General features: G+C 75.2%; 19 protein-coding genes. 7 read left to right on the forward strand and 12 right to left on the reverse strand.

Translation table 11 applies throughout. The features are described 5' to 3' along the window. Positions 1–165: 165 nt before the first annotated feature. From QE405_RS08640 to QE405_RS08665, 6 genes are read right to left on the reverse strand one after another with little or no spacing between them, the layout of a single operon-like run. Positions 166–1,869 (reverse strand): HtaA domain-containing protein, encoded by a 1,704-nt coding sequence (locus QE405_RS08640; RefSeq protein ID WP_307199780.1) that lies wholly within the window; start codon positions 1,867–1,869, stop codon positions 166–168. A gap of 34 nt (positions 1,870–1,903) precedes the next feature. Next, positions 1,904–3,391 carry a hypothetical protein gene (locus QE405_RS08645; RefSeq protein ID WP_307199781.1) on the reverse strand — a complete coding sequence of 496 codons (1,488 nt, stop codon included), beginning with the start codon at positions 3,389–3,391 and terminating at the stop codon, positions 1,904–1,906. Further along, positions 3,388–4,524 carry a hypothetical protein gene (locus QE405_RS08650; protein ID WP_307199782.1) on the reverse strand — a complete coding sequence of 379 codons (1,137 nt, stop codon included), beginning with the start codon at positions 4,522–4,524 and terminating at the stop codon, positions 3,388–3,390. Before QE405_RS08650 ends, QE405_RS08645 begins: the two co-directional genes overlap by 4 nt. Continuing rightward, entirely contained in the window at positions 4,509–5,375 is an 867-nt protein-coding gene (locus QE405_RS08655; RefSeq protein ID WP_307199783.1) for a heme ABC transporter ATP-binding protein, read from the reverse strand. Before QE405_RS08655 ends, QE405_RS08650 begins: the two co-directional genes overlap by 16 nt. Further along, positions 5,372–6,463 (reverse strand): FecCD family ABC transporter permease, encoded by a 1,092-nt coding sequence (locus QE405_RS08660; protein WP_307199784.1) that lies wholly within the window; start codon positions 6,461–6,463, stop codon positions 5,372–5,374. The genes QE405_RS08655 and QE405_RS08660 overlap by 4 nt, the downstream gene beginning before the upstream one ends. Continuing rightward, positions 6,460–7,590, reverse strand: a complete 1,131-nt coding sequence (locus QE405_RS08665) for a heme/hemin ABC transporter substrate-binding protein (protein WP_307199785.1) — start codon at positions 7,588–7,590, stop codon at positions 6,460–6,462. The genes QE405_RS08660 and QE405_RS08665 overlap by 4 nt, the downstream gene beginning before the upstream one ends. A gap of 213 nt (positions 7,591–7,803) precedes the next feature. Here QE405_RS08665 and QE405_RS08670 point away from each other — a divergent pair, with 213 nt between their 5' ends. From QE405_RS08670 to QE405_RS08680, 3 genes are read left to right on the forward strand one after another with little or no spacing between them, the layout of a single operon-like run. Beyond that, positions 7,804–8,463, forward strand: a complete 660-nt coding sequence (locus QE405_RS08670; protein ID WP_307199786.1) for a biliverdin-producing heme oxygenase — start codon at positions 7,804–7,806, stop codon at positions 8,461–8,463. 52 nt (positions 8,464–8,515) lie between these two features. Further along, positions 8,516–9,334 (forward strand): NAD-dependent epimerase/dehydratase family protein, encoded by an 819-nt coding sequence (locus tag QE405_RS08675; RefSeq protein WP_307199787.1) that lies wholly within the window; start codon positions 8,516–8,518, stop codon positions 9,332–9,334. A 50-nt stretch (positions 9,335–9,384) separates the two neighbouring features. Next, complete coding sequence (locus QE405_RS08680; protein ID WP_307199788.1) at positions 9,385–10,401, forward strand: aldo/keto reductase; 1,017 nt, start codon at positions 9,385–9,387, stop codon at positions 10,399–10,401. Between the two features lie 79 nt (positions 10,402–10,480). On the opposite strand, the gene QE405_RS08685 is transcribed toward QE405_RS08680, so the two are convergent. Further along, a complete protein-coding gene (locus QE405_RS08685; protein WP_307199789.1) occupies positions 10,481–10,993 on the reverse strand; it encodes an SRPBCC family protein in 513 nt (170 codons plus the stop codon). 6 nt (positions 10,994–10,999) lie between these two features. Next, positions 11,000–11,974, reverse strand: coding sequence for a GNAT family N-acetyltransferase (locus QE405_RS08690; RefSeq protein ID WP_307199790.1), 975 nt, complete (start codon positions 11,972–11,974; stop codon positions 11,000–11,002). A 32-nt stretch (positions 11,975–12,006) separates the two neighbouring features. On the opposite strand from QE405_RS08690, the gene QE405_RS08695 reads away from it, so the two are divergent. The 3 genes from QE405_RS08695 to QE405_RS08705 are packed head-to-tail and all read left to right on the forward strand — an operon-like array spanning position 12,007 to position 15,786. Then, entirely contained in the window at positions 12,007–13,713 is a 1,707-nt protein-coding gene (locus tag QE405_RS08695; protein ID WP_307199791.1) for a phospho-sugar mutase, read from the forward strand. Positions 13,714–13,766: 53 nt separating this feature from the next. Then, the gene (deoC, locus tag QE405_RS08700; RefSeq protein WP_307199792.1) at positions 13,767–14,474 is read left to right on the forward strand and encodes a deoxyribose-phosphate aldolase; all 708 of its coding nucleotides are present in this window, start codon (positions 13,767–13,769) and stop codon (positions 14,472–14,474) included. 22 nt (positions 14,475–14,496) lie between these two features. Beyond that, entirely contained in the window at positions 14,497–15,786 is a 1,290-nt protein-coding gene (locus QE405_RS08705; protein ID WP_307199793.1) for a hypothetical protein, read from the forward strand. Here QE405_RS08705 and QE405_RS08710 read toward each other — a convergent pair. Next, positions 15,758–16,864, reverse strand: a complete 1,107-nt coding sequence (locus QE405_RS08710; protein WP_307199794.1) for an adenosine deaminase — start codon at positions 16,862–16,864, stop codon at positions 15,758–15,760. The genes QE405_RS08705 and QE405_RS08710 overlap by 29 nt on opposite strands. A 74-nt stretch (positions 16,865–16,938) precedes the next feature. Here QE405_RS08710 and QE405_RS08715 point away from each other — a divergent pair, with 74 nt between their 5' ends. Continuing rightward, on the forward strand, positions 16,939–17,391 hold the full coding sequence (locus QE405_RS08715) for a MaoC family dehydratase (RefSeq protein WP_307199795.1): 453 nt from the start codon (positions 16,939–16,941) through the stop codon (positions 17,389–17,391). Between the two features lie 123 nt (positions 17,392–17,514). Here the strand turns inward: QE405_RS08715 and QE405_RS08720 are convergent, their stop codons facing one another. Genes QE405_RS08720 through QE405_RS08730 form a run of 3 tightly spaced genes read right to left on the reverse strand, consistent with a single transcriptional unit; the run spans position 17,515 to position 20,396 of the window. Continuing rightward, positions 17,515–18,798, reverse strand: a complete 1,284-nt coding sequence (locus QE405_RS08720; RefSeq protein ID WP_307199796.1) for a thymidine phosphorylase — start codon at positions 18,796–18,798, stop codon at positions 17,515–17,517. Positions 18,799–18,826: 28 nt separating this feature from the next. Continuing rightward, the gene (locus QE405_RS08725; protein WP_307199797.1) at positions 18,827–20,059 is read right to left on the reverse strand and encodes a cytochrome P450; all 1,233 of its coding nucleotides are present in this window, start codon (positions 20,057–20,059) and stop codon (positions 18,827–18,829) included. After that, complete coding sequence (locus QE405_RS08730) at positions 20,016–20,396, reverse strand: cytidine deaminase (protein ID WP_307205690.1); 381 nt, start codon at positions 20,394–20,396, stop codon at positions 20,016–20,018. The genes QE405_RS08725 and QE405_RS08730 overlap by 44 nt, the downstream gene beginning before the upstream one ends. Positions 20,397–20,452 lie beyond the last annotated feature (56 nt).

Consider the following 20,452-nt stretch of genomic DNA (forward strand, 5'->3'; position numbering starts at 1 on the left):
ACACCGCGACCACCACGGGACGGTCACGAATGGGCAGCGCCGACGCTGGCGCCGAGCTGTCACGTACGCCGTGGATCGGACGCCGAGTTGTCACGTACGCCGTGACGCGACGCTGCGTACGTGACAACTCGACGCACCACGACCCTCAGTGCGGGACGAGCCGCGTCAGCGCACCGTGAAGGTGCGCTGCTGGGAGGCGCCGAGGGTCAGGCTGCTGCCGCCGTAGGAGATGTCGAGGCGGTAGCTGCCCTTCGCCAGCTTGGGCAGCTGCAGCCGCACGGTGCCGTTGGACAGCACCTTGACGCCGGAGTACCAGACGCCGCGGCCGGCGGACGTGAAGAGCCGCACGACGGCCTGGCCCGCCGGGCGGGCGACCTGGCCCGCGCCGTTGCCCGCGTGGGACACGCCGACGAGCAGGTTGCCGGTGCGCGACGGGGACGGGGTGGTGCTCAGCGAGTGACCGAGGACCGGCTGGCCCTTGTAGACGGTGAAGGCCTTCGTCAGGACGACCGGGTCGGCACCCTCGGTGGCCAGCGAGAACCGCGCCGTGTAGGAGCCCGGCTTGAGGCTGGCGGGCACGCGGAACGCGGCCCGGCCGAACTCGATGGTCGCCGTCTGGGTGGCACCCACGCCGGTGAGCGTGACCGTGCCCGCGCCGTCCTCGACACCGTCGACCGACACGCCGACCCAGTTGGTGGTGGCGTAGCGCTGGGCGACCGCGCCGGCGAAGGTCAGGGTCGCGGGCGTCGGCGCCTCGAGCTGCGACCAGTCGATCTCGACCGCGGTCTCGGTGTCCTGGCTCTCGTTCGAGTGCGTGTGGGCCTGCCACGTGTAGATCGCGTACTGCTTCGCCGGGTCGAGCTCGTCGGTCGGCGCGTTCAGCACCGACGAGAACGCCCCCTCCGAGATGCGGCTGGGGGTGATCCAGTCGACGGCGGCGAAGGCGTCCTGGCCCTCGCGGTCGTCCACCGGCGGCAGCCCGCCGGCCTCGGCGAGACCGACGTAGACCCCGTTGTCACCCGGCTTCGTGACGGCGCGGAAGCCCTGGCCCTTGACGGAGAGCGTGAGGCCCTCGGTCGGGTTCGCACCCACGGTCGTGTAGCTCACCGTCGGCGGGGCGACCGGAGCCGCCTCCGCGACGAACGGCGAGGGGTCCTTCTGGCTGTCGCTGCCCGCACCCGACGCGTAGAAGTGGGCGCGGACGCCCGGGGTCAGCGCACCGAGGAAGTCCGCGCTGAAGGACTGGCCGTCCACCGGCTGGCCCGAGGGGATCCCGAGCGCGGTGGCCTCCGCGGATCCCGCCGGCAGGACGCCGGCCCAGTCGGGCGTGGCCGCGAGCGTGCCGACACCCTCGCCGTCCACCCAGCCGTCGCCGGCGTCGAACGTGGTGACGACGACCCGGGTCGGGTCGGTGCTGGCCTCGGGGCTGCTGGGGCCGGTGCTGGTGTTCCACGCGGAGACCACCGCGCTGATCTCGCCCGCGCCGTCGGCGTCGACCGTGACGACCGGGTCGGCCAGGGTGACGGTGTAGTAGGTCGTGCCACCGAAGGCGAACGACCCCGCGACGGAACCCTCGTAGGCCACCGACGCCTCGTTCGTGGTCGGGTCGTAGGTGCCGACGCCGCCGGGGAAGGTGATGACGCCCGTCGACGCGTCCTCGGTGGCGCCGTCGCCCAGCACGTGGGTGGACAGGTGGCTGTCGAAGCGCTCGGAGATCTCCCACTGCAGGGAGAGCGGCACGGCGGTCTCGTCGGCCGCCTGGGCCGGTGCGGTGGCCAGGGCCAGCGGGGCGGTCACGAGTGCGGCGACCGTCAGCGCCGCGCTCGCGCGGGCGCCGCGGCGGGCGCCCGTTCGGGTCAGGGTGGACATGGTGTTCCTTTCTCGGGGACGGACGCCGGGTGCGTCAGACCAGGGGGTCGGCACCCGCGGGTGCCGTGGGAGCGCCGCCCGAGCGGCGGAGGAGCAGGCGGTCCTGCGGGATGGAGAGCAGCGCGGCGGCGGCGAGGAGCAGCCCGCCCCCGAGCCACCACAGGGCGTCGTCCGGACCGGACGGTGCGTCGCCACCGGACTCCGCGGACACGGCCACGAGGTCCTGGCTGGCCGGCAGGGGCTGGGCCGCGACGGCGGCCTCCGCCACGGGTACGCCGAGGGCCGCGGGCGCGGTGGCCCTGGGCGTCGCCCGGACCGGGGTCGAGGAGCCACCGGTGCCCGAGGACGAGCGGGCCGGGGGCGCGAGGGCCGTGTTCTCGGGGACGGTCGGCACGGCGCTCGGCACGGGTGCGGGCGTCGGCACCGGGGCGGGGACGGACGCGTCGTACGCCACCGTCAGCGGCAGCGCGACCTTGAAGGGGTCGGTGGAGGCGCCGCTGGAGTACCAGAACGGTCCGGTCCCGAGCTCCTCCATCATCGTCACGTAGGACTGCGGGAAGGACCCGGCGTCGGGCACGTCCGTGCGCTGGCTGGTGCCGGTCACCCGCACGCCCCGGTAGGCCGGGGTCGCGGTGAACCCGCTGGGGTCGTCGAGGTCGACCGACGGCAGGTCCGCCAGCACGACCTCCCGGGCCGGGACCTCGGTGCGCTGCGTCGGGTCGTCGCGGGACGAGGCGTAGCCGCTGATCGATCCGGTGAGCGTGCCCGTCCCGTCGGCGGCGACGTCGAGCCGGGGATCGGTGACGTAGAAGAACGAGCGGCCGGAGTAGTAGAGGACGGTGAAGGTGCCCTCCCAGGTGATGCGGGCCGTGCCGGTCGCGCGGTCGACGGTGCCCGTGCCGCCGCGGACGACGACCTGGTGGTTGCTGAACGTCCCGGCGCCGGGGTTGGTGATGGGAGTCCCCTCGCTGGTCGTCCGCCAGCCGTTCCAGACCGTGGTGCGCCAGGCCGAGCCGTCCCACTTCTCCACGCTCACGTCGCCCGCGGAGGCCCGCCACTGGTCCTGCCGCAGCAGCGCCCCGAGGCCCGGGAGCACCTTGCCGGCGGAGAAGAAGTTGAAGGAGCCGGGCTCGTGGGCCGCGTTGTTGGACTCGTTCGACAGCCCCCAGCGCAGCACGGCGTCGTCGACCGCGACGGGGCCGTCGGTCGGCTCGCTCGTGGGCTCGCTCGTGGGCTCCGTGGTCGGCTCGCCCGTCGGGTCGGTGGTGGGACCCGTCGTCGTCGGTGCGCTCGTCGGGCCGGTGGGGTCCGTCGTCGCGGTGGGCGTCGCGGTGGACGTCGCGGTGGACGTCGCGGTGGACGTCGCGGTCGGCACCGTCGACCCGGTCGCGCCGGTCGTCACCACCTCGGCCGCTCCCGCCGGTCGCGCACCGGGCACGCCGAGCACCGCGGCGACCGCCAGCAGGCACACCACCGTGACGCCGAGGACCGCGAGCACCGCGGCGCGGGACGCGCGCGTCACCGGAGCACCGCCCTGCGCCGCGCCAGCAGGAGCCGGGCGACCGCGGCGAGCACCACCAGACCGGCGGCCACGACGAAGGCCACGGCGTACCGGCTCGGGGCCCCCGCGGAGGCGGCGACCGCCTCGGTCGCGTCACTGTCGTCGGCGGCGGAACCGTCGGCCTGCACCGCGAACCGGACGGCGAGCTCCTCCTCGAGCCCGAACACCCGCAGCTCGTGGGTGCCGGCGCTCGTGTCGACGGGGATGCTGACGACCCCCGCCATGGTGCCGTCCGCGGCCACCTGGAACGGCCCGGCCGCCGCCGCACCGTCGTCGAAGGTGACGCTCAGCTGCTGCCCCGCCGGCAGGCCGGTCGCACGGAACGGGAGCACCCGTCCGGCGACCGCACCCGCCCGGTCGACCTCGAGCGTCGCCGGACCGGCCGCGACCGGCGCCTCGGCGGCGGGGGCCGTCCCGGACGACCCGGTCGCCCCGGGCGCCGCGGTCGTGGGCGTCGCACCGCTCGCGGTGCCGGCACCGGACTCGGCGGGGGCGTCGTCCTCGTCGTACAGGTCGGCGACGCGCACCGGCGTGAAGGTCTCGTTGCTGCTGTTGGCGACGCCGTGGGCGCCGACGGTGATGATCCCGCAGGTCACCTCGCGGCAGTCGACGGTGCGCTCGTTGCTGGAGCGGTCGTAGGCGGTGAACACCGCGCCGGGCACCGTGACGGTCGTCGACCAGGAGCCGTCGGAGTCCATGAGGCCGCCGTTGGCCGAGGAGGCGGTGTCGGAGCCGGGGAACGCGACGTACTTCTGGAAGCCCTGGTTGTCGGCCGACTCGGAGTCGGGCACGTAGAAGTAGTCCACCCCGGTGCGACCGCCGCCGCTGGGCTGCCACCCGGACCCGACGGTCCCGAAGAACACGTAGACCCCGCCGTGGCCGCCCTCGATCGACTGGAAGCCCGACCCGCGCACCGTGAGCGTCGTGGCGTAGGTCGGGTCGACGACCGCGTCCCCGTCGGGGTTCGCGATGCTGACGCGGGCCGCGGCCTGGGCGGCGGGCGCCGTGGCGACGAGACCGACCGGCACGAGCAGGCCCGCCAGGAGGACGACGAGCAGTGCGCTCGCCCTGGGTGCGTTCAGACGGCCGGGCACGGGTCCTCCTCGGGACGGGGGCTGGACGTGGGGTCGGGCGTGAGGTCGGGCGTGGGGTCGGGTGCGCGCGGCGCGCGCACCGGGACGACGACGAGGTGGCCGGCGTGCTCGATCACGTCGACCGCGTGCTCGTAGACCTCGGTGAGCAGCGCGGCGGTGAGCACCTCCCGGGGCGGTCCGACGGCGCGCACGCGGCCGTCGCTGAGCACGCAGACGCGGTCGGCGTACGCCGCGGCCAGGGACAGGTCGTGCAGCACGACCACGACGGCGGCACCGGCGGCGGCCTCGTCACGGGCGACCCGGAGCACGGCCTCCTGGTGCTGGAGGTCGAGGGCCGCGGTGGGCTCGTCGAGCAGCAGGACGGGCGTGGCCTGGGCGAGCACGCGGGCGAAGGAGACCCGGGCCTGCTCGCCGCCCGAGAGGGTGGGGAAGAGCCGGGTCGCGAGGTGGGTGACGTCGGCCCGCTCCTCGGCTGCCGCGATGACGGCCAGGTCGTCGGCGGCGGCCGGCGTGCGGTGCCACGGGGCCCGCCCCATCTCGACGACCTCGCGCGCCCGGAAGCCGAAGGCGAGCCGCTGCTGCTGCGGCAGCACGGCCCGGGCCCGGGCGAGCTCGCGCGGCCGGACGGAGCCGACGGGCCGCCCGTCGACCTCGACCGACCCGGATGACGGCTCGAGGTCCCCGGTGAGGACGCCGAGCAGGGTGGACTTGCCGGCGCCGTTGGGGCCGACGAGCACGAGCACCTCGCCCGGACGCACGTCGAGGTCGACCCCGTCGAGGATGGCGCGACCCTCGATGGTGACGCCGACGGCCCGGGCGACGAGCGCGGGCGCGACGTGGCGGGGGCTCATGCCCACCCTCCCGCCGTGCGCCGCGCGCGCCGCAGCAGCCAGAAGAAGAACGGGCCGCCGACGAGCGACGTGAGCATGCCGATCGGCAGGTCGGCGTTGCTGATGGCCGTCCGCGCCCACAGGTCGGCGAGCACGAGCAGGACGGCACCACCGAGCGCGCTCGCCGGCACGAGCAGCCGGTGACCCGGGCCGGCGACGAGCCGCACCAGGTGGGGCACGACGAGGCCGACGAAGGCGATGACGCCGCAGAAGGCGACACCGGCGGCGGTCAGCAGCGCCACCAGGACGATGCAGACGAGGCGGAGGCGCTCGACGTCCACGCCCACGTGCCGCGCGGCACGGTCGCCGAGGGCGAGGAGGTCGAGCTGGCGCGCGAGCACGAGCGCGGCGACGATCCCGACCGCGACGAGCGGGAGCACGACCTGCACCTCGGGCCAGCGGCTGCCGTTGAAGCTGCCGAGGGTCCAGAAGACGATCTCCTCGCGGGAGGAGGTGGTGGCGAGGAAGAGCAGGAACGACAGTCCGGCGCTGGCCACCGCGTTGACCGCGATGCCGGTGAGCACCAGCGTGACCACCTCGGTGCGCCCGTTGTCGCGGGACATGACGTAGACGAGCATCGTCGTCAGGAGTCCCCCGACGAAGGCGCAGACCGCGATCGTCCACGAGCCGGCGAAGTCCAGCGAGAAGACGATGACGGCCGCCGCGGCGACGGCCGCGCCCGAGGAGACACCGACGACCCCCGGCTCCGCGAGCGGGTTGCCGAAGACGCCCTGCATGAGCGCGCCCGCCGTCGCCAGCGCCGCCCCGACGAGGAGCGTCATGGTGGCGCGGGGGAACCGGACGTTCCACAGGCTGTCCTCCGCCCGTGGGTGCGACGGCAGCGGCCCGACGTCGAGCCCGACGCGGTGGAGGACCGAGCCGAGCACCTCGCTCGGCGGGATGGGGAACTGACCGGTCGCCGCCGAGGCCACGAACGCCACGACCAGGGCGAGCGCGAGCAGGAGCAGCAGGCCGGGCCCGACCGCCCACGCCGCGAACCGGCGCCGCGGCGCCACCGGTGCGGGGCGTGCCCCCGCGGCCAGGCTCACGAGACTGCCCCGGGCGCGTAGACGGCGACCGCGAGCGCGTTGAGCACCCCGGCGGTGAGCGGTCCGTAGCCGAGGATCTGCGCGTCCGCCATGTCGACGAACCGGCGGTGCTCCCCCGCCGGTGTGGCCGCCAGGGCGGGCAGCCGCTCGAGCAGCCCGTCCACGCCGCCGGCGGAGGCCAGGCCGTCGGTCATCATCAGCACCAGCTCCGGCTGGGCAGCGATGAGGCCCTCGTCCGTCACCGGACGCATCCCGGACCACCCGATCTCGCCGGCGACGTCGTAGCCGCCGATCGCCCGCACCAGCGCGTCGGCGCCCGAGCCCTCGCCGAACATGTAGTAGATCCCGGAGGTGCCCCGCACGTAGAGGAACACCGTGCGCAGCCGCTCCCCCTCGTCGGCGGGCGCGACCTGCGCGATCGCGTCGACCACCTCGGCGACCTCCGCCTCGGTGCGCTCCGCCAGCGCCGTACCGGCGTCGGGGACGCCCAGGGCCGCGGCGACCTCGGCGGTGAGCGACGACAGGTTGTCGAGGCCACGGTGGGAGTCCACGACGACCACGGGGATGCCGGAGTCGCGCATCTGGAGCATGACGTCCCACGGGCCGAGCGACGTGTCGGTGAGGATCAGCGTCGGGTCGAGCTCGAGGATGGCCTCGGCGTTCAGGTCGTGCCCGTTCTGCGTGACGAGCGGCAGGTCCTCGGCCTCGGGGAACTGCGTGCTGACGTCGCGGCCGATCAGCGTGTCGCCGAGACCGAGCTCGAAGACCGTGCGCGAGAGCGTCCCGTAGACGTCGAGGGCGAGCACCCGGTCGACGTCGGTGATCGTCACCTCGGTGCCCTGGGCGTCGGTGACGGTGACGGGGAGCTCCGGCGTCGGGTCGGCGACCGGCTCGACCGGCGTGCTGGGCAGCACGGCGGACACCTCGCCCTCCCAGTCGCGCACGTCGTCGAGGGCCGTCACGTCGGCCAGCGGCGGCGCCACCGCTCCGTCACCGCCGCCGTGGCCCTCCTCCGCCGCTCCACCGACGCCGTCGAGGCCGCAGCCGGCGAGCACGAGGGCGAGGGCGCCGGCGACGAGCACGGAGGCACGCCGCCGCTGCGGGGGGCGGGGAGCGGTGCGGAGCATGCGTGGGTTCTCTCGTTCTCGTCGGGCGCGTCGGGCTCGGCGGTCGTGACACCGGCGGGCGGACTTAGGTTAGCCTAATCAAACTCAGGCTAGGCTAACCTGGGTCGGGACGCATCTTGACAGACTGTCGAGAAGATGTCGACACTTTGTCGAGAAGAAACCGCACGGCCCGCCACGCCCCCCCGCCCCACCCGACCCACCCCGGGAGCCCCCATGACCGTCCTCGCCCACGACCTCGACGCCCCGCTCTCGACCGTCATGCGTGAGGGCTCGCAGGCCGAGCACACCGCCGCCGAGGGCTCGTCCTTCATGACGGAGCTGCTGGCGGGCCGGATCAGCGAGGCCGGCTACGCGGCGTACCTGCTGCGCCTGCGGCAGGTGTACGCCGCGCTGGAGGCCACCGCCCGGGCCCTGAGCGCCGAGCCGGCCGTGGCGGCCGTGGCGGACCCCGCCCTCGAGCGCCTCGCCGCGATCGACGCCGACCTCGAGCACTGGGCCCCCGGGGCGACGGGCGTGGACAGCCCCGCCGCCGCGGCGTACGCGGAGCGGATCGCGTCCGCGACCGTGTGGGCGCCGCTGTTCGTGGCGCACCACTACACGCGCTACCTCGGCGACCTCTCGGGCGGCCAGGCCATCGGCCGCATCCTCAGCCGCGAGTTCGGCCTCACCGACGGCGTGGGCGTGGCGTTCTACGACTTCGCCGAGATCCCCAAGCCGAAGCCCTACAAGGACGGCTACCGCGCGCGGCTCGACGCGCTCGCCCTGACCGCCGCGGAGAAGTCCCGCGTCGTCGACGAGGTGAAGGTGGCGTTCACCCTCAACCAGGCGCTCTTCGCCGAGCTCAGCGCCGACCTGGACCGCTACCGCCGCTGAGCCTCGGCCCGCGCCGGCACCCGTCGCCGTCGAGGCCCACTAGGGTCGGGCCATGCGCGTTCTCGTCACCGGCGCCGCCGGGTCCCTCGGCCAGGTCGTCGTCGCCGGGCTGCTCGACGCCGGTCATGACGTGGTCGGCCTCGACCGGGCCCCCGCCCCGACCGGCTGGACGGTGCCGTGGCACACCGCCGACTGCGCCGACCCGGACGACGTGGCCGCCGTCTTCGCCGAGCAGGCGGCCGGTGGCGCCCCTCTCGAGGCCGTCGTGCACCTGGCGGGCAACCCCGGCGAGGGCAGCCTGGCGGACTCGCTGACGTCCCACACGGTCACGACGGCGGCGTTGCTCGAGGCGATGCTCGTGCACCGCGTCGACCGCATCGTCTACGCGTCCTCCAACCACGCGGTCGGGGGCACGCCGCACGCGTCGTGGTCGCCGGCCGACCCCCTGCCGGTGACCACCCCGCCGCGTCCCGACACCTACTACGGCGTGGCGAAGGTCGCTGCGGAGGCCGTGCTCCAGCTGTTCGCCGACCGGCACGGCGTGCACGCCGTCGCCTGCCGGATCGGGTCGTTCCTCGAGGAGCCGACGACCGAGCGGCACCTCGCCACCTGGCTCTCCCCCGGCGACTGCGTGCGCATGGTGCTGGCGGCACTCACCGTGCCCGCCCCGGGATTCGCCACGCTCTACGGCGTGTCGGCCAACACCCGCGGCTGGTGGGACCTGGCCCCCGGCCGGGCCCTCGGCTTCGAGCCGGTCGACGACGCCGAGACGTACGCCGCGGGCATCGCCCCCCGCGCCGAGGACGAGGTGGAGGACGCCCGGGTCGGCGGACCGTTCGCGACCGAGGACTTCTGGCGCCCGGCGTTCTGAGGCGCTCAGGGGGCGCGTGGTCGTTCGGGTCGCCGCGCTTCACTGGGGTCATGACGATCCCCCGCACCACCCTCGGCACCGCCGCGCCCCTGACCGTCTCCGCCCAGGGCCTGGGCTGCATGGGCATGAGCGAGTTCTACGGCACCGGCGACGAGGCCGAGGCGACGCGCGTCATCCACCGCGCGCTCGACCTCGGCGTCACCTTCCTCGACACGGCCGACATGTACGGACCCTTCACCAACGAGCGGCTCGTCGGCGCCGCGATCGCCTCGAGCGCCCAGGGCCGCGACGGCGTGCAGCTGGCCACGAAGTTCGGCAACGAGCGCCTCCCCGACGGCACCCGCGTGGGCATCAACGGCCGCCCCGACTACGTGCACCGGGCGTGCGACGCGTCCCTCGAACGGCTCGGCGTCGACGTCATCGACCTCTACTACCAGCACCGGGTGGACCCCGACGTCCCCATCGAGGAGACCGTCGGCGCCATGGCCGAGCTCGTCACGGCGGGCAAGGTCCGCTTCCTCGGCCTGTCCGAGGCCGCCGCGGAGACCGTTCGACGCGCCCACGCGGTGCACCCCGTCACGGCGCTGCAGACGGAGTACTCGCTGTTCACCCGTGACCTGGAGGACACCATCTGGCCGGTCCTCGCGGAGCTGGGGATCGGGCTGGTCCCCTACTCGCCCCTCGGCCGCGGCCTGCTCACCGGCGCGATCACGACGGAGGCCGACCTCGCCGAGGGCGACTCGCGCCGCTCGGCGTACTTCCCCCGCTTCCAGGGCGAGGCCCTCGACGCCAACCTGGACCTCGTCGCCCGGGTGCGGGCGATCGCCGACCGGCTCGGGGCCACGCCCGGCCAGCTCGCCCTCGCCTGGGTGCTCGCCCGGTCCGGTCGCGACGGCGTCGGGGTCGCCCCCATCCCCGGGACGAAGCGCATCCCCTACCTCGAGGAGAACGTGGGCGCCGGCGCCCTCACCCTCGACGACGACGTGCTGGCCGAGCTCGAGGCCGCGGTCCCGCGGGACGCGGTCGTCGGCAGCCGGTACGGCGACATGTCGAGCATCGACGCCTGAGCCGCTCACCCCTCGCGGACGTCATGCGCGACGGTGCCCCCGGCCGCCGCTCCGCATGACGTCCGGATAGGGACCCCGCTCACCCCTCGCGGACGTCATGCGGAGCGGTGGCTCCGGCCGCGACTCCGCATGACGTCCGGGAGGGGTCGGCGAGCTCCACCAGCCGCGCCCGCAGGCCCGCCACGCACCCGGCCATCATCCGGGCGTGGTTCCACCGCAGGAGCGGGTCGCCGAGGCGCAGCAGCGGGGCGGGGACCCGGCCGAACCAGCCGCCCAGGTCGACCTCCTGCCGGTAGTCGAGCCGCGACCCGGCGCCGTCCTCGACGACGGTGAACCGCGCCGTACCCACCAGGTCGCCGTCGATCGCCACCTCCAGCGTCGGGAGCCGCCGCTCCGTGGCGCGCAGGTGCAGCTCGAGGTCGTAGGGCAGCGTGGAGCGGCAGAGCACCAGCGCGTCGTCGTCGCCCAGCCGGCCGACGGCGACGACCTGCGGCCACCAGTCGACGTACGCCGCGAGGTCGAGCAGCACGGCCGCGACGACGTCGGGCGGGTGGGGCAGGACCCAGCGCTCGGTGAAGACGTACGCCGCCACGCGCCCTCAGCCCACCGCGGAGCGGAACGCCGGCCGGCGCATCCACGACGTGACGAGCGGCCGGTAGCCCATCGAGGCCCAGAACGGGGTGGACCAGCCGCTGACGCCGGAGTGGTGGAGCAGCATCGCCGCCCAGCCCTCCTCGGCGGCCCGGGCGTGGGCCGCCGCCGCGAGGACGCGACCGAGGCCGCCCGAGCGCAGGACCGGCTCGACGTAGGCCTGGACGAGGTAGCCGGCGGGCGCCAGCCAGGTGGCCCCGTTGACCCACGCGGCGGACTCCGGCGGGTTGACCTGGCAGAAGGCGACGGCCTCGCCGTCGAGCTCCGCGAGCCACGTCCAGCCCTCGTCGCGCTCCAGCGCCTCGCCGAGCTCGGCCTCGAGCGAGGCGCGCGCGTCGGGCCGCGGCGGCACGTAGCCGAACCGGCTCTCCCAGGCGTGCAGGTCGACGGACCGGTCCAGCAGCCAGGGCAGGTCCGCCCGCCCCGCCGGGCGGATGCGTACGCCGGGGGGCGGGCGCCGCCAGACGTCGGGGTCCGGCCGGTCGAGGGCGCGGAGCGCGAGGACCGAGGCCGGTCCGAAGTGCCGGGCGACGAGCGGGGCGACGAGGTCGACGTCGCGACTGGCCACCGCCACCGTCGCGGACGTCTCGGCGTCGGTCGCCGCCGGGTCGTCGCCCACCCGCGCGAGCCACCGGTCGAGCACCGCCGCCCACGCGGGCGCGTCGGGCGCCGCGGCCCGCACGGTGAGCACGTGCGCGCGCCGGGCGACCCAGAGCAGATCGCTGTCGCGCACCGTGGCCAGGCCCCCCACGTCACCGCTGACGAGGAGCCGGTCGGCCTCCTCCGCGCTCGGCACGGCGGGACGGACGAGCGGGTCGACCGCGGCGAGACGCTCGACGTGGGCGTCGTGGAGCCGGGCCAGGAGGCCGGCGGTGTCCGGGGCGCCGCCCACCAGGTCGTCGACAGGGGTCGGAGAGGGCACGGCCCCATCCTGCACCCACTACCGTGAGCGGCATGAGCACCACGGACACCAGCGCCCTGATCGCGTCGGCACGGGACTGGATGGCCGAGGACCCCGATCCGCGCACGCGTGCGGAGCTGGCGGACGTCCTCGCCGCCGTCGAGGCCGGCGACCCCGCCGCGCTGGCCGACCTCGCCGACCGCTTCGACGGCACCCTGGAGTTCGGCACGGCGGGCCTCCGCGGCGCGCTGGGGCCGGGTCCCAACCGCATGAACCGGGTGGTGGTGTCCCGCGCGGCGGCCGGGCTCGCGGCGTACCTGCGGGACCACGGCGCCGGGCCGGGTGCCGCGGTGGTGGTCGGGTACGACGCGCGGCGCGACTCCGACGTGTTCGCTCGCGACACCGCCGAGATCGTCACCGGCGCGGGCCTGCGGGCCTACGTGCTCCCCCGGCCGCTGCCGACCCCGCTGCTGGCCTACGCGGTGCGTGAGCTCGGGGCCGTCGCCGGCGTCATGGTGACCGCCAGCCACAACCCGCCGGAGGACAACGGCTACAAGGTCTACCTGGGTGACGGCTGCCAGATCGTGCCGCCCGCCGACGCCGAGATCTCCGCCCGGATCGCCGCGGTCGGCGCGTTCGCCGACGTGCCGCGCGGCGACGCCGGCACCGTGCTCGACGACGAGCTCGTCGACCGCTACCTCGACACCGTCGCGGCGCTCGCGGGTGACGGCCCGCGCGACCTGCGGGTCGTCTACACCCCGCTCCACGGCGTCGGCGGCGTGCCGGTGCGCCAGGTGCTGGAGACGGCCGGCTTCGACGAGCCCTCGGTGGTGCCGGAGCAGGAGGAGCCGGACGGCACGTTCCCGACCGTCGCGTTCCCCAACCCCGAGGAGCCCGGCGCCATGGACGCGGCGATCGCGCTCGCCGCCCGCACCGGCGCGGACCTCGTCGTGGCCAACGACCCCGACGCGGACCGCTGCGCGGCCGCCGTGCCGGTGCCGGGGGCCGACGCGGGCGACCCGGCCGGCTGGCGGATGCTGCGCGGCGACGAGGTCGGCGCGCTGCTCGCGACCCACCTGCTCGACCGCGGCGCCGCGGGCATCTTCGCCTGCTCCATCGTCTCCTCGTCGCTCCTCGGCCGGATCGCCGAGGCCGCGGGCCAGCCGCACCTCGAGACGCTCACCGGGTTCAAGTGGATCGGGCGGGTGGAGGGACTGGCCTTCGGCTACGAGGAGGCGCTGGGCTACTGCGTCGACCCGGGCTCGGTGCGCGACAAGGACGGCGTGTCGGCGCTGCTGATGCTGTGCGAGCAGGCCGCGGCGCTCAAGGCCGAGGGACGCACGCTGCTCGACGCGCTCGACGACATCGCCCGCACGCACGGACTGCACGCCACCGACCAGCTCTCGGTGCGCGTCGCGGACCTCCAGGTCATCCGCGACGCGATGGCCCGCCTGCGGGCGACCCCGCCGACGGAGCTCGGCGGTCTCGAGGTGCTCACCGCCGAGGACCTCGCGCAGGGCACCGCGGACCTGCCGCCCACCGACGGGCTGCGCTACCGCCTCGCCGACGGCGCGCGCGTGATCGTGCGGCCGAGCGGCACGGAGCCCAAGATCAAGTGCTACCTCGAGGTCGTCGTGCCGGTGGAGGACGAGGACGCCGGGCCGGACGGCGACGCCGGGGGCGTCGCCGCCGCGCGCATCGTCGCGGCCCAGCGCCTCGACGCGCTCAAGCTCGGCGTGAAGGCGGCGGCGGGCCTCTGAGGCGGGGCGAACCTGCGCGCCCCGTCCCGCCCGACGCCTCCTATGCTGGCGCGGTGACCGACGCGCAGACCCCCGAGCCCACGCCCGCCGACGAGCCGACGGTGGCCGAGGTCGCCCGTCTCATCGACCACACCCTCCTCAAGCCCGAGGCGACGCGGGCCGACGTCGAGGCGCTCGTCGCCGAGGCGGCCGACCTGGGCGTCTACTCCGTGTGCGTCTCGCCGAACATGCTGCCGCTGACCGTCCCCGCGGGCCTCGAGGTCGCCGTCGTCTGCGGCTTCCCCAGCGGCAAGCACACCTCGACGGTCAAGGCGGCCGAGGCCGCGGAGGCCGTCGCGAACGGCGCCGACGAGATCGACATGGTCATCGACGTGGGGGCCGCGATCGAGGGTCGGTACGCCGACGTGCAGGCCGACATCGCCGCCGTCCGGGCCGCGGTCCCGGCGCCGACGGTGCTGAAGGTGATCATCGAGTCCGCCGCCCTGTCCGACGAGGCGATCGTGGCCGTGAGCCGCGCCTCCGCCGAGGCCGGCGCGGACTTCGTCAAGACCTCCACCGGCTTCCACCCGGCCGGTGGCGCCTCCGAGCACGCCGTCCGGCTCATGGCCGAGACCGTGGCGCCCGCGCTGGGCGTCAAGGCCTCGGGCGGCGTCCGCACCCTCGAGCAGGCCCGCGCGATGGTCGCGGCCGGCGCCACCCGCCTCGGGGTGTCGGGCTCGCGCGCCCTGCTCGGCGGCGGTCCCGCCGCCGGCGGCTACTGAGCCCCCGCCCGTCGCCGGTCCCATGACGACCCCGCTCGCCGCTCGCGTCATCGTCCTCGCCGGCCCGTCCGGGTCGGGGAAGTCCCGCCTCGCGCAGCGCCTCGGCCTGCCCGTGCTGCGGCTCGACGACTTCTACCGCGACGGCGATGACCCGGCCCTGCCACGCATCGCGTCCGGCCCCAACGCCGGGATCGTCGACTGGGACCACTCCGGCTCCTGGCTGCGGGACGAGGCACTGGCGGCGCTGGAGGAGGTCTGCCGCTCCGGCCGCGTCGAGGTGCCGACCTACGAGATCGCCGCCAACGGCCGCACCGGCTCCCGGGTGCTCGACCTGGGCGGGTCACCGCTCGTGGTGACGGAGGGCATCTTCGCCACCGACGTCGTCGAGGAGCTCGCTGCGCGGGGGCTCCTGGCCGCGGCGTACTGCCTCACCCAGCCGCCCACCGTCACCTTCTGGCGGCGGCTCACCCGCGACCTCCGGGAGCACCGCAAGCCCCCGCTCGTGCTGGTACGCCGCGGCGCGGCGCTCGCCCGCGCCCAGCGCGGCATCGTCGAGCGGGCGGTCGCGGTGGGCTGCGTGCCGGCGTCCACCCACGACGCCTTCGCCGCGCTGCGCGACCTGGCCGCGGACGTCGAGTCGCGGCCCCGCCGCACGCCGTCGTCGCTGGCCGCCGCGATCGAGGGCTTCCGCCAGCCCGACCCCACGACCTGCGGCTCGTGCTGCCTCGTGGTGGCGCACCTGCACCACTCCGCGGCGTACGCCGCCGCCGTGCTCGGGGACCCGGACGTCACGGCACGACTGCGCCACGAGGCGCTCGCGGTGCACACCGCCACCAACGGCCTGCGGCTCGCGGGCGAGACGCAGGCGCCGTGGCCGCGGCGGCTGGGCACCGCGCCCTGGGCCCTCGCCCGCCACCTGCGGTTGGTCTCGGGGCGGCCGGGCACCGGGTACGTCTGGGTGCGGCGCCGCGACGACTTCTGGGAACAGCTGGTGTCCGCCGTCGCGGGTGGGCACCCCGTGCCCCTGTACGTCGGCACGCGGCTCCTCCCCCGGCACGTCGTGCTCGTGCTGGAGGCGGGCGACGACCACCTGGTCGCCTACCAGCCGGGGCGCGGCGGGACCGTGCGGGTCACGCGCGGCGAGGTCACCCGCCACGAGGCCCGCGCTCTCGGCTGGCCGCGCGTGTGGGGCGGCGTGCTGCCGGCCGAGACCGCCGTGCCGACGCGCTGCACGACCCGGCGCGAGCGCTCGCCGCGCGGGCGGCGGGCGCTCGCGCCGGGGCTCAGCGCAACGCCGCGTAACCGGGCTTGATGACCTCGGTGATGAGCGCGTAGCGCTTGTCGTAGTGGGTGAACGCCGACTTCATCGCGTTCGTCGTCAGCCACTCGAGCCGGTCGAGGCCGAAGCCGAGCTCGGTGTGGAGCAGCCACATCTCCTGCGACATCGACGTGCGGCTCATGAGGCGGTTGTCGGTGTTGACCGTGACCCGGAAGCGCAGGTCGGCGAGCAGGCCGATGGGGTGCTCCGCGATCGACGGGGCCGCGCCGGTCTGCACGTTGGAGCTGGGGCACATCTCCAGCGGGATGCGCTTGTCGCGCACGTAGTTGGCCAGCCGACCCAGGCGCACCTGGCCGTCGGGACCGACCTCGACGTCGTCGATGATCCGCACGCCGTGACCGAGCCGGTCGGCGCCGCACCACTGGAGCGCCTCCCAGATCGACGGCAGCCCGAAGGCCTCACCGGCGTGGATGGTGAAGTGGGCGTTCTCGCGGCGCAGGTACTCGAACGCGTCGAGGTGGCGGGTGGGCGGGAAGCCCGCCTCGGCGCCCGCGATGTCGAAGCCCGTCACGCCCCGGTCGCGCCAGGAGACGGCGAGCTCCGCGATCTCGCGCGACATCGCCTGGTGCCGCATGGCGGTGAGCAGCTGGCGGGCGACGATCGGGGTGCCGGCCTCGCGGGCCAGCGCCATGCCCTCCTCGAACCCGGCCTGCACGGCGGCCACCACGGCGTCGGGGGTCAGCCCCTGGTCGGTCATCAGCTCCGGGGCGTAGCGCACCTCGGCGTAGACCACGCCGTCCGCGGCGAGGTCCTCGATGCACTCCCGCGCGATCCGCGTGATCGCCGGCACGGTCTGCATCACCGCGACGGTGTGGGAGAACGTCTCGAGGTAGCGCACCAGCGAGCCCGAGTCGGCCGACGCGGCGAACCAGTCGGCGAGGCCCGCGGCGTCGGCGGCGGGCAGCGGGTGCCCGATCTCGGCGGCCAGCTCCACGATGGTCTGCGGGCGCAGACCGCCGTCGAGGTGGTCGTGGAGCAGCACCTTGGGCACGCGGCGGATGAGCTCGCGGGAGAGGTCTGCGGGAGCGGCGGAAGGGGTGGTCTCGACCATGGTCCATCTTCGCAGTCGGTAGGGTCCGCAGCGGTAATCGACGCACCGGCTCCGGGCCGGGAGAAGGAGCAACCATGCGCACGTTCACGTCCCTCGACGAGGTCGCGGCAGCCGCCGGCGAGGACCTCGGGGTCTCGGACTGGGTGGAGATCGACCAGGACCGGGTCAACACGTTCGCCGACGCCACCGGTGACCACCAGTGGATCCACGTCGACGTCGAGCGCGCCGCCGAGGGCCCCTTCGGCGGCACGATCGCGCACGGCTACCTGACGCTCTCCCTCGTGCCGTGGCTCGGCAGCCTGGTCTTCGGCTTCGACACCCCCGGCGCCAAGCTCAACTACGGCGTCAACAAGGTCCGCTTCCCGCAGCCGCTCCTGGTGGGCAGCCGCGTGCGGGCGCACGTCGCGCTGGGCGATGTCGCCGACCTACCCGCCGGCAAGCAGGTGCACGTCCGCTACACCATCGAGATCGAGGGCGAGGCGAAGCCCGCCTGCGTCGCGGAGACGGTCGTCCTGCTCCTGCCCTGAGGCCTGAGGCCTGAGGCCTGAGCCACCGCCCCGGTCCCGGCACCCCGTCCCACTCCGGGTCGTGGTGGGAGGCCTGCACTTCCCGCAGGCCTTGCACCACGACCCGGAGGGCGGATGGGTGCGTCAGGCGATCCGGTCGATGACGATCGGGGACGCGGTGTACGCCGCGGCGTCACCGACGTCGTACCCGCCCTCGAGCGCCGCCAGGGCGCGGTCGAAGCGCTCCGGGGTGTCGGTGAGCAGGGTGAACAGGGGCGCGCCCGCCTCGACCCGGTCGCCCGGGCGGGCGTGCCAGACGACGCCGGCGCCGGCCTGCACCGGGTCCTCCTTGCGGGCCCGGCCGGCGCCGAGGCGCCAGGCGGCGAGACCGACGGCCATGGCGTCGAGCCGCGTCAGCACGCCCGACGTGGGTGCGGTCACGACGTGACGCTCCCGCGCGACGGGCAGCGCGGCGTCGGGGTCGCCCCCCTGCGCCGAGATCATGGCGCGCCACACGTCCATCGCGGAGCCGTCGGCCAGCTTGTCGGCGGGGTCGACGTCGTCGCGGCCGGCCGCCTGCAGCATCTCGCGGGCCAGGGCGAGGGTCAGCTCGACGACGTCGGCCGGACCACCGCCCGCCAGCACGTCCACCGACTCCTGCACCTCGATCGCGTTGCCGGCGGTGAGCCCGAGGGGCGTCGCCATGTCGGTGAGCAGCGCGACCGTCCGCACGCCGGCGTCGGTGCCGAGGGCCACCATGGTCTCGGCGAGCTCACGGGCCCGCTCCGCGGTCTTCATGAACGCGCCGGAGCCGACCTTCACGTCGAGCACGAGCGCTCCCGTGCCCTCCGCGATCTTCTTGCTCATGATGGAGCTCGCGATGAGCGGGATCGCCTCGACCGTGCCGGTCACGTCCCGCAGGGCGTAGAGCTTCTTGTCCGCCGGCGCCAGACCGTCGCCCGCGGCGCAGATGACCGCGCCCACCGACTCCAGCTGCGCCAGCATCTCGGCGTTGCTCAGCGACGCCCGCCAGCCCGGGATCGACTCCAGCTTGTCGAGCGTGCCGCCGGTGTGGCCGAGTCCGCGACCCGACAGCTGCGGTACGGCGACGCCGCAGGCAGCCACGAGCGGGGCGAGCGGCAGCGTGATCTTGTCGCCGACCCCGCCGGTCGAGTGCTTGTCGCTCGTGGGGCGCGAGAGGGACGAGAAGTCCATCCGCTCCCCCGACGCGATCATCGCCGCGGTCCAGCGGGCGATCTCGGCGCGCTCCATGCCGTTGAGCAGGATCGCCATGGCGAGCGCCGACATCTGCTCGTCGGCCACCTGCCCCCGCGTGTAGGCGTCGACCACCCAGTCGATCTGGCTGTCGCTCAGGGTGCCCCGGTCCCGCTTGGTGGTGATGACCTCGATGACGTCGTGTGCGCTCACCGGGGCAGCCTACGCACGGCGGGGGTGCTCAGGGAGCCGCGACGCCCGCTCCGGCGGCGACCGTGACCGACTCGTAGCCTCGCAGCACGAAGGTGCCCCGCGACACCGGCTCGGCAGCGAGCTCGAGGCCCGGCATGCGGGTGAGCAGCAGCCCCAGCGACTCGGTGAGCTCCATGCGCGCCAGCGGTGCCCCGAGGCAGAAGTGGAGACCGGCGCCGAAGGCGACGTGCGCGTTGGGGTCACGGGTCGGCACGAACGTGTCCGCGTCGGCGAACACCGCGGGGTCGCGGTTGGCGGCCCCCAGGAGGGCCGCGATGCGCTCCCCCTCCCGCACCACGACCGTGCCGTCGCCGCTCGGGAGCTCCACGTCGGCGGTGGCGGTCCGCTCGAACAGGTGGAGCGCGGAGTCGAAGCGCAGCATCTCCTCCACCAGCGTCGGCACCACGCTCACGTCGCCGGTGGCGGCGGCGCGGCGTACGTCGGCGGCCGCGGGCGACCGCAGGAGCGCCACGAGGCCGTTGCCGAAGACGTTGACGGAGGCCTCGTGACCCGCGTTGAGCAGCAGCACCGCCGAGGCGACGACCTCGTCCTCGCTCAGCCGCTGGTCACCCTCCCGGGCCGCGACCAGGTCGCTCAGCAGGTCGTCGGCCGGGCGTTCCGCACGGTCGCGCGCCAGCTCGCGCACGGTGCCGGCGAACGCCTCGGCCGCCCGCACCGCGGCCTCCACGACCTCGGCCGACGGCGACGGCTCGTACATCCGCACGATCGCCTGCGACCAGTCCCGCAGCTCGGGCGCCAGGCTGGTCGGAGCGCCGAGCAGCTCGGCGATGACCAGCACCGGCAGAGGCTCGGCGTAGGCGCCGATGACGTCGAAGCCGTCCGGGTCGACCTCGCCCAGGAGCTCGGCCGCGAGCTCCTGCACCCGGGGCCGCAGCCGCTCGACGTGCCCGCGGGCGAAGGCGCCGGCCACCAGCCGCCGCAGCCGCGTGTGGTCGGGCGGCTCGTTCTCCATCATCTGGTTGCGGTGGAGGAGGTTGAACGGCTCCAGGTAGTCCGTCGGCTCGCGGTCCCGCCAGATGCGGCCCAGCCGGCGGTTGCGGAGCACCGCGCTGGTCGCGGCGTGGTCGAACGTCAACCACGTCTCGCGGCCGGGGTGCCAGGCCACCGCGTGCTGCTCCCGCTCCGCCGCCAGCAGCGGGTACGGGTTCGCGACGAGGTCAGGCGCCGTGAGGTCGAGAGAGGTCGTCGGGACCGAACGCATCGGGAAGCACCTCGTCCATCCGTCGCACACCGGCGACCGTCATCAGCAGCAGGTCCCTGCCGCCGTTCTCGAAGAGCAGCTGCCGGCAGCGGCCGCACGGCATGATCACCTCGCCCGCGCCGTTGACGCAGACGAAGTGGGTCAGCCGGCCGCCGCCGGTCAGGTGGAGCTGGGAGACCAGGCCGCACTCGGCGCAGAGCCCGACGCCGTACGACGCGTTCTCCACGTTGCAGCCCGTCACCAGGCGGCCGTCGTCGACGACCGCGGCGGCGCCGACGGCGTACCCGGAGTAGGGCGCGTACGCCCGCCCCGCCGCCGTCGACGCGGCGGCCTGCAGGTCGGCCCAGCCCTCCCAGGCCCCCCGGCCCGCGGGGGGCTGGGGGGACTGAGGGG

The organism is Nocardioides zeae (assembly GCF_030818655.1).
In the GTDB taxonomy this organism is placed as follows: Bacteria; Actinomycetota; Actinomycetes; order Propionibacteriales; family Nocardioidaceae; genus Nocardioides; species Nocardioides zeae_A.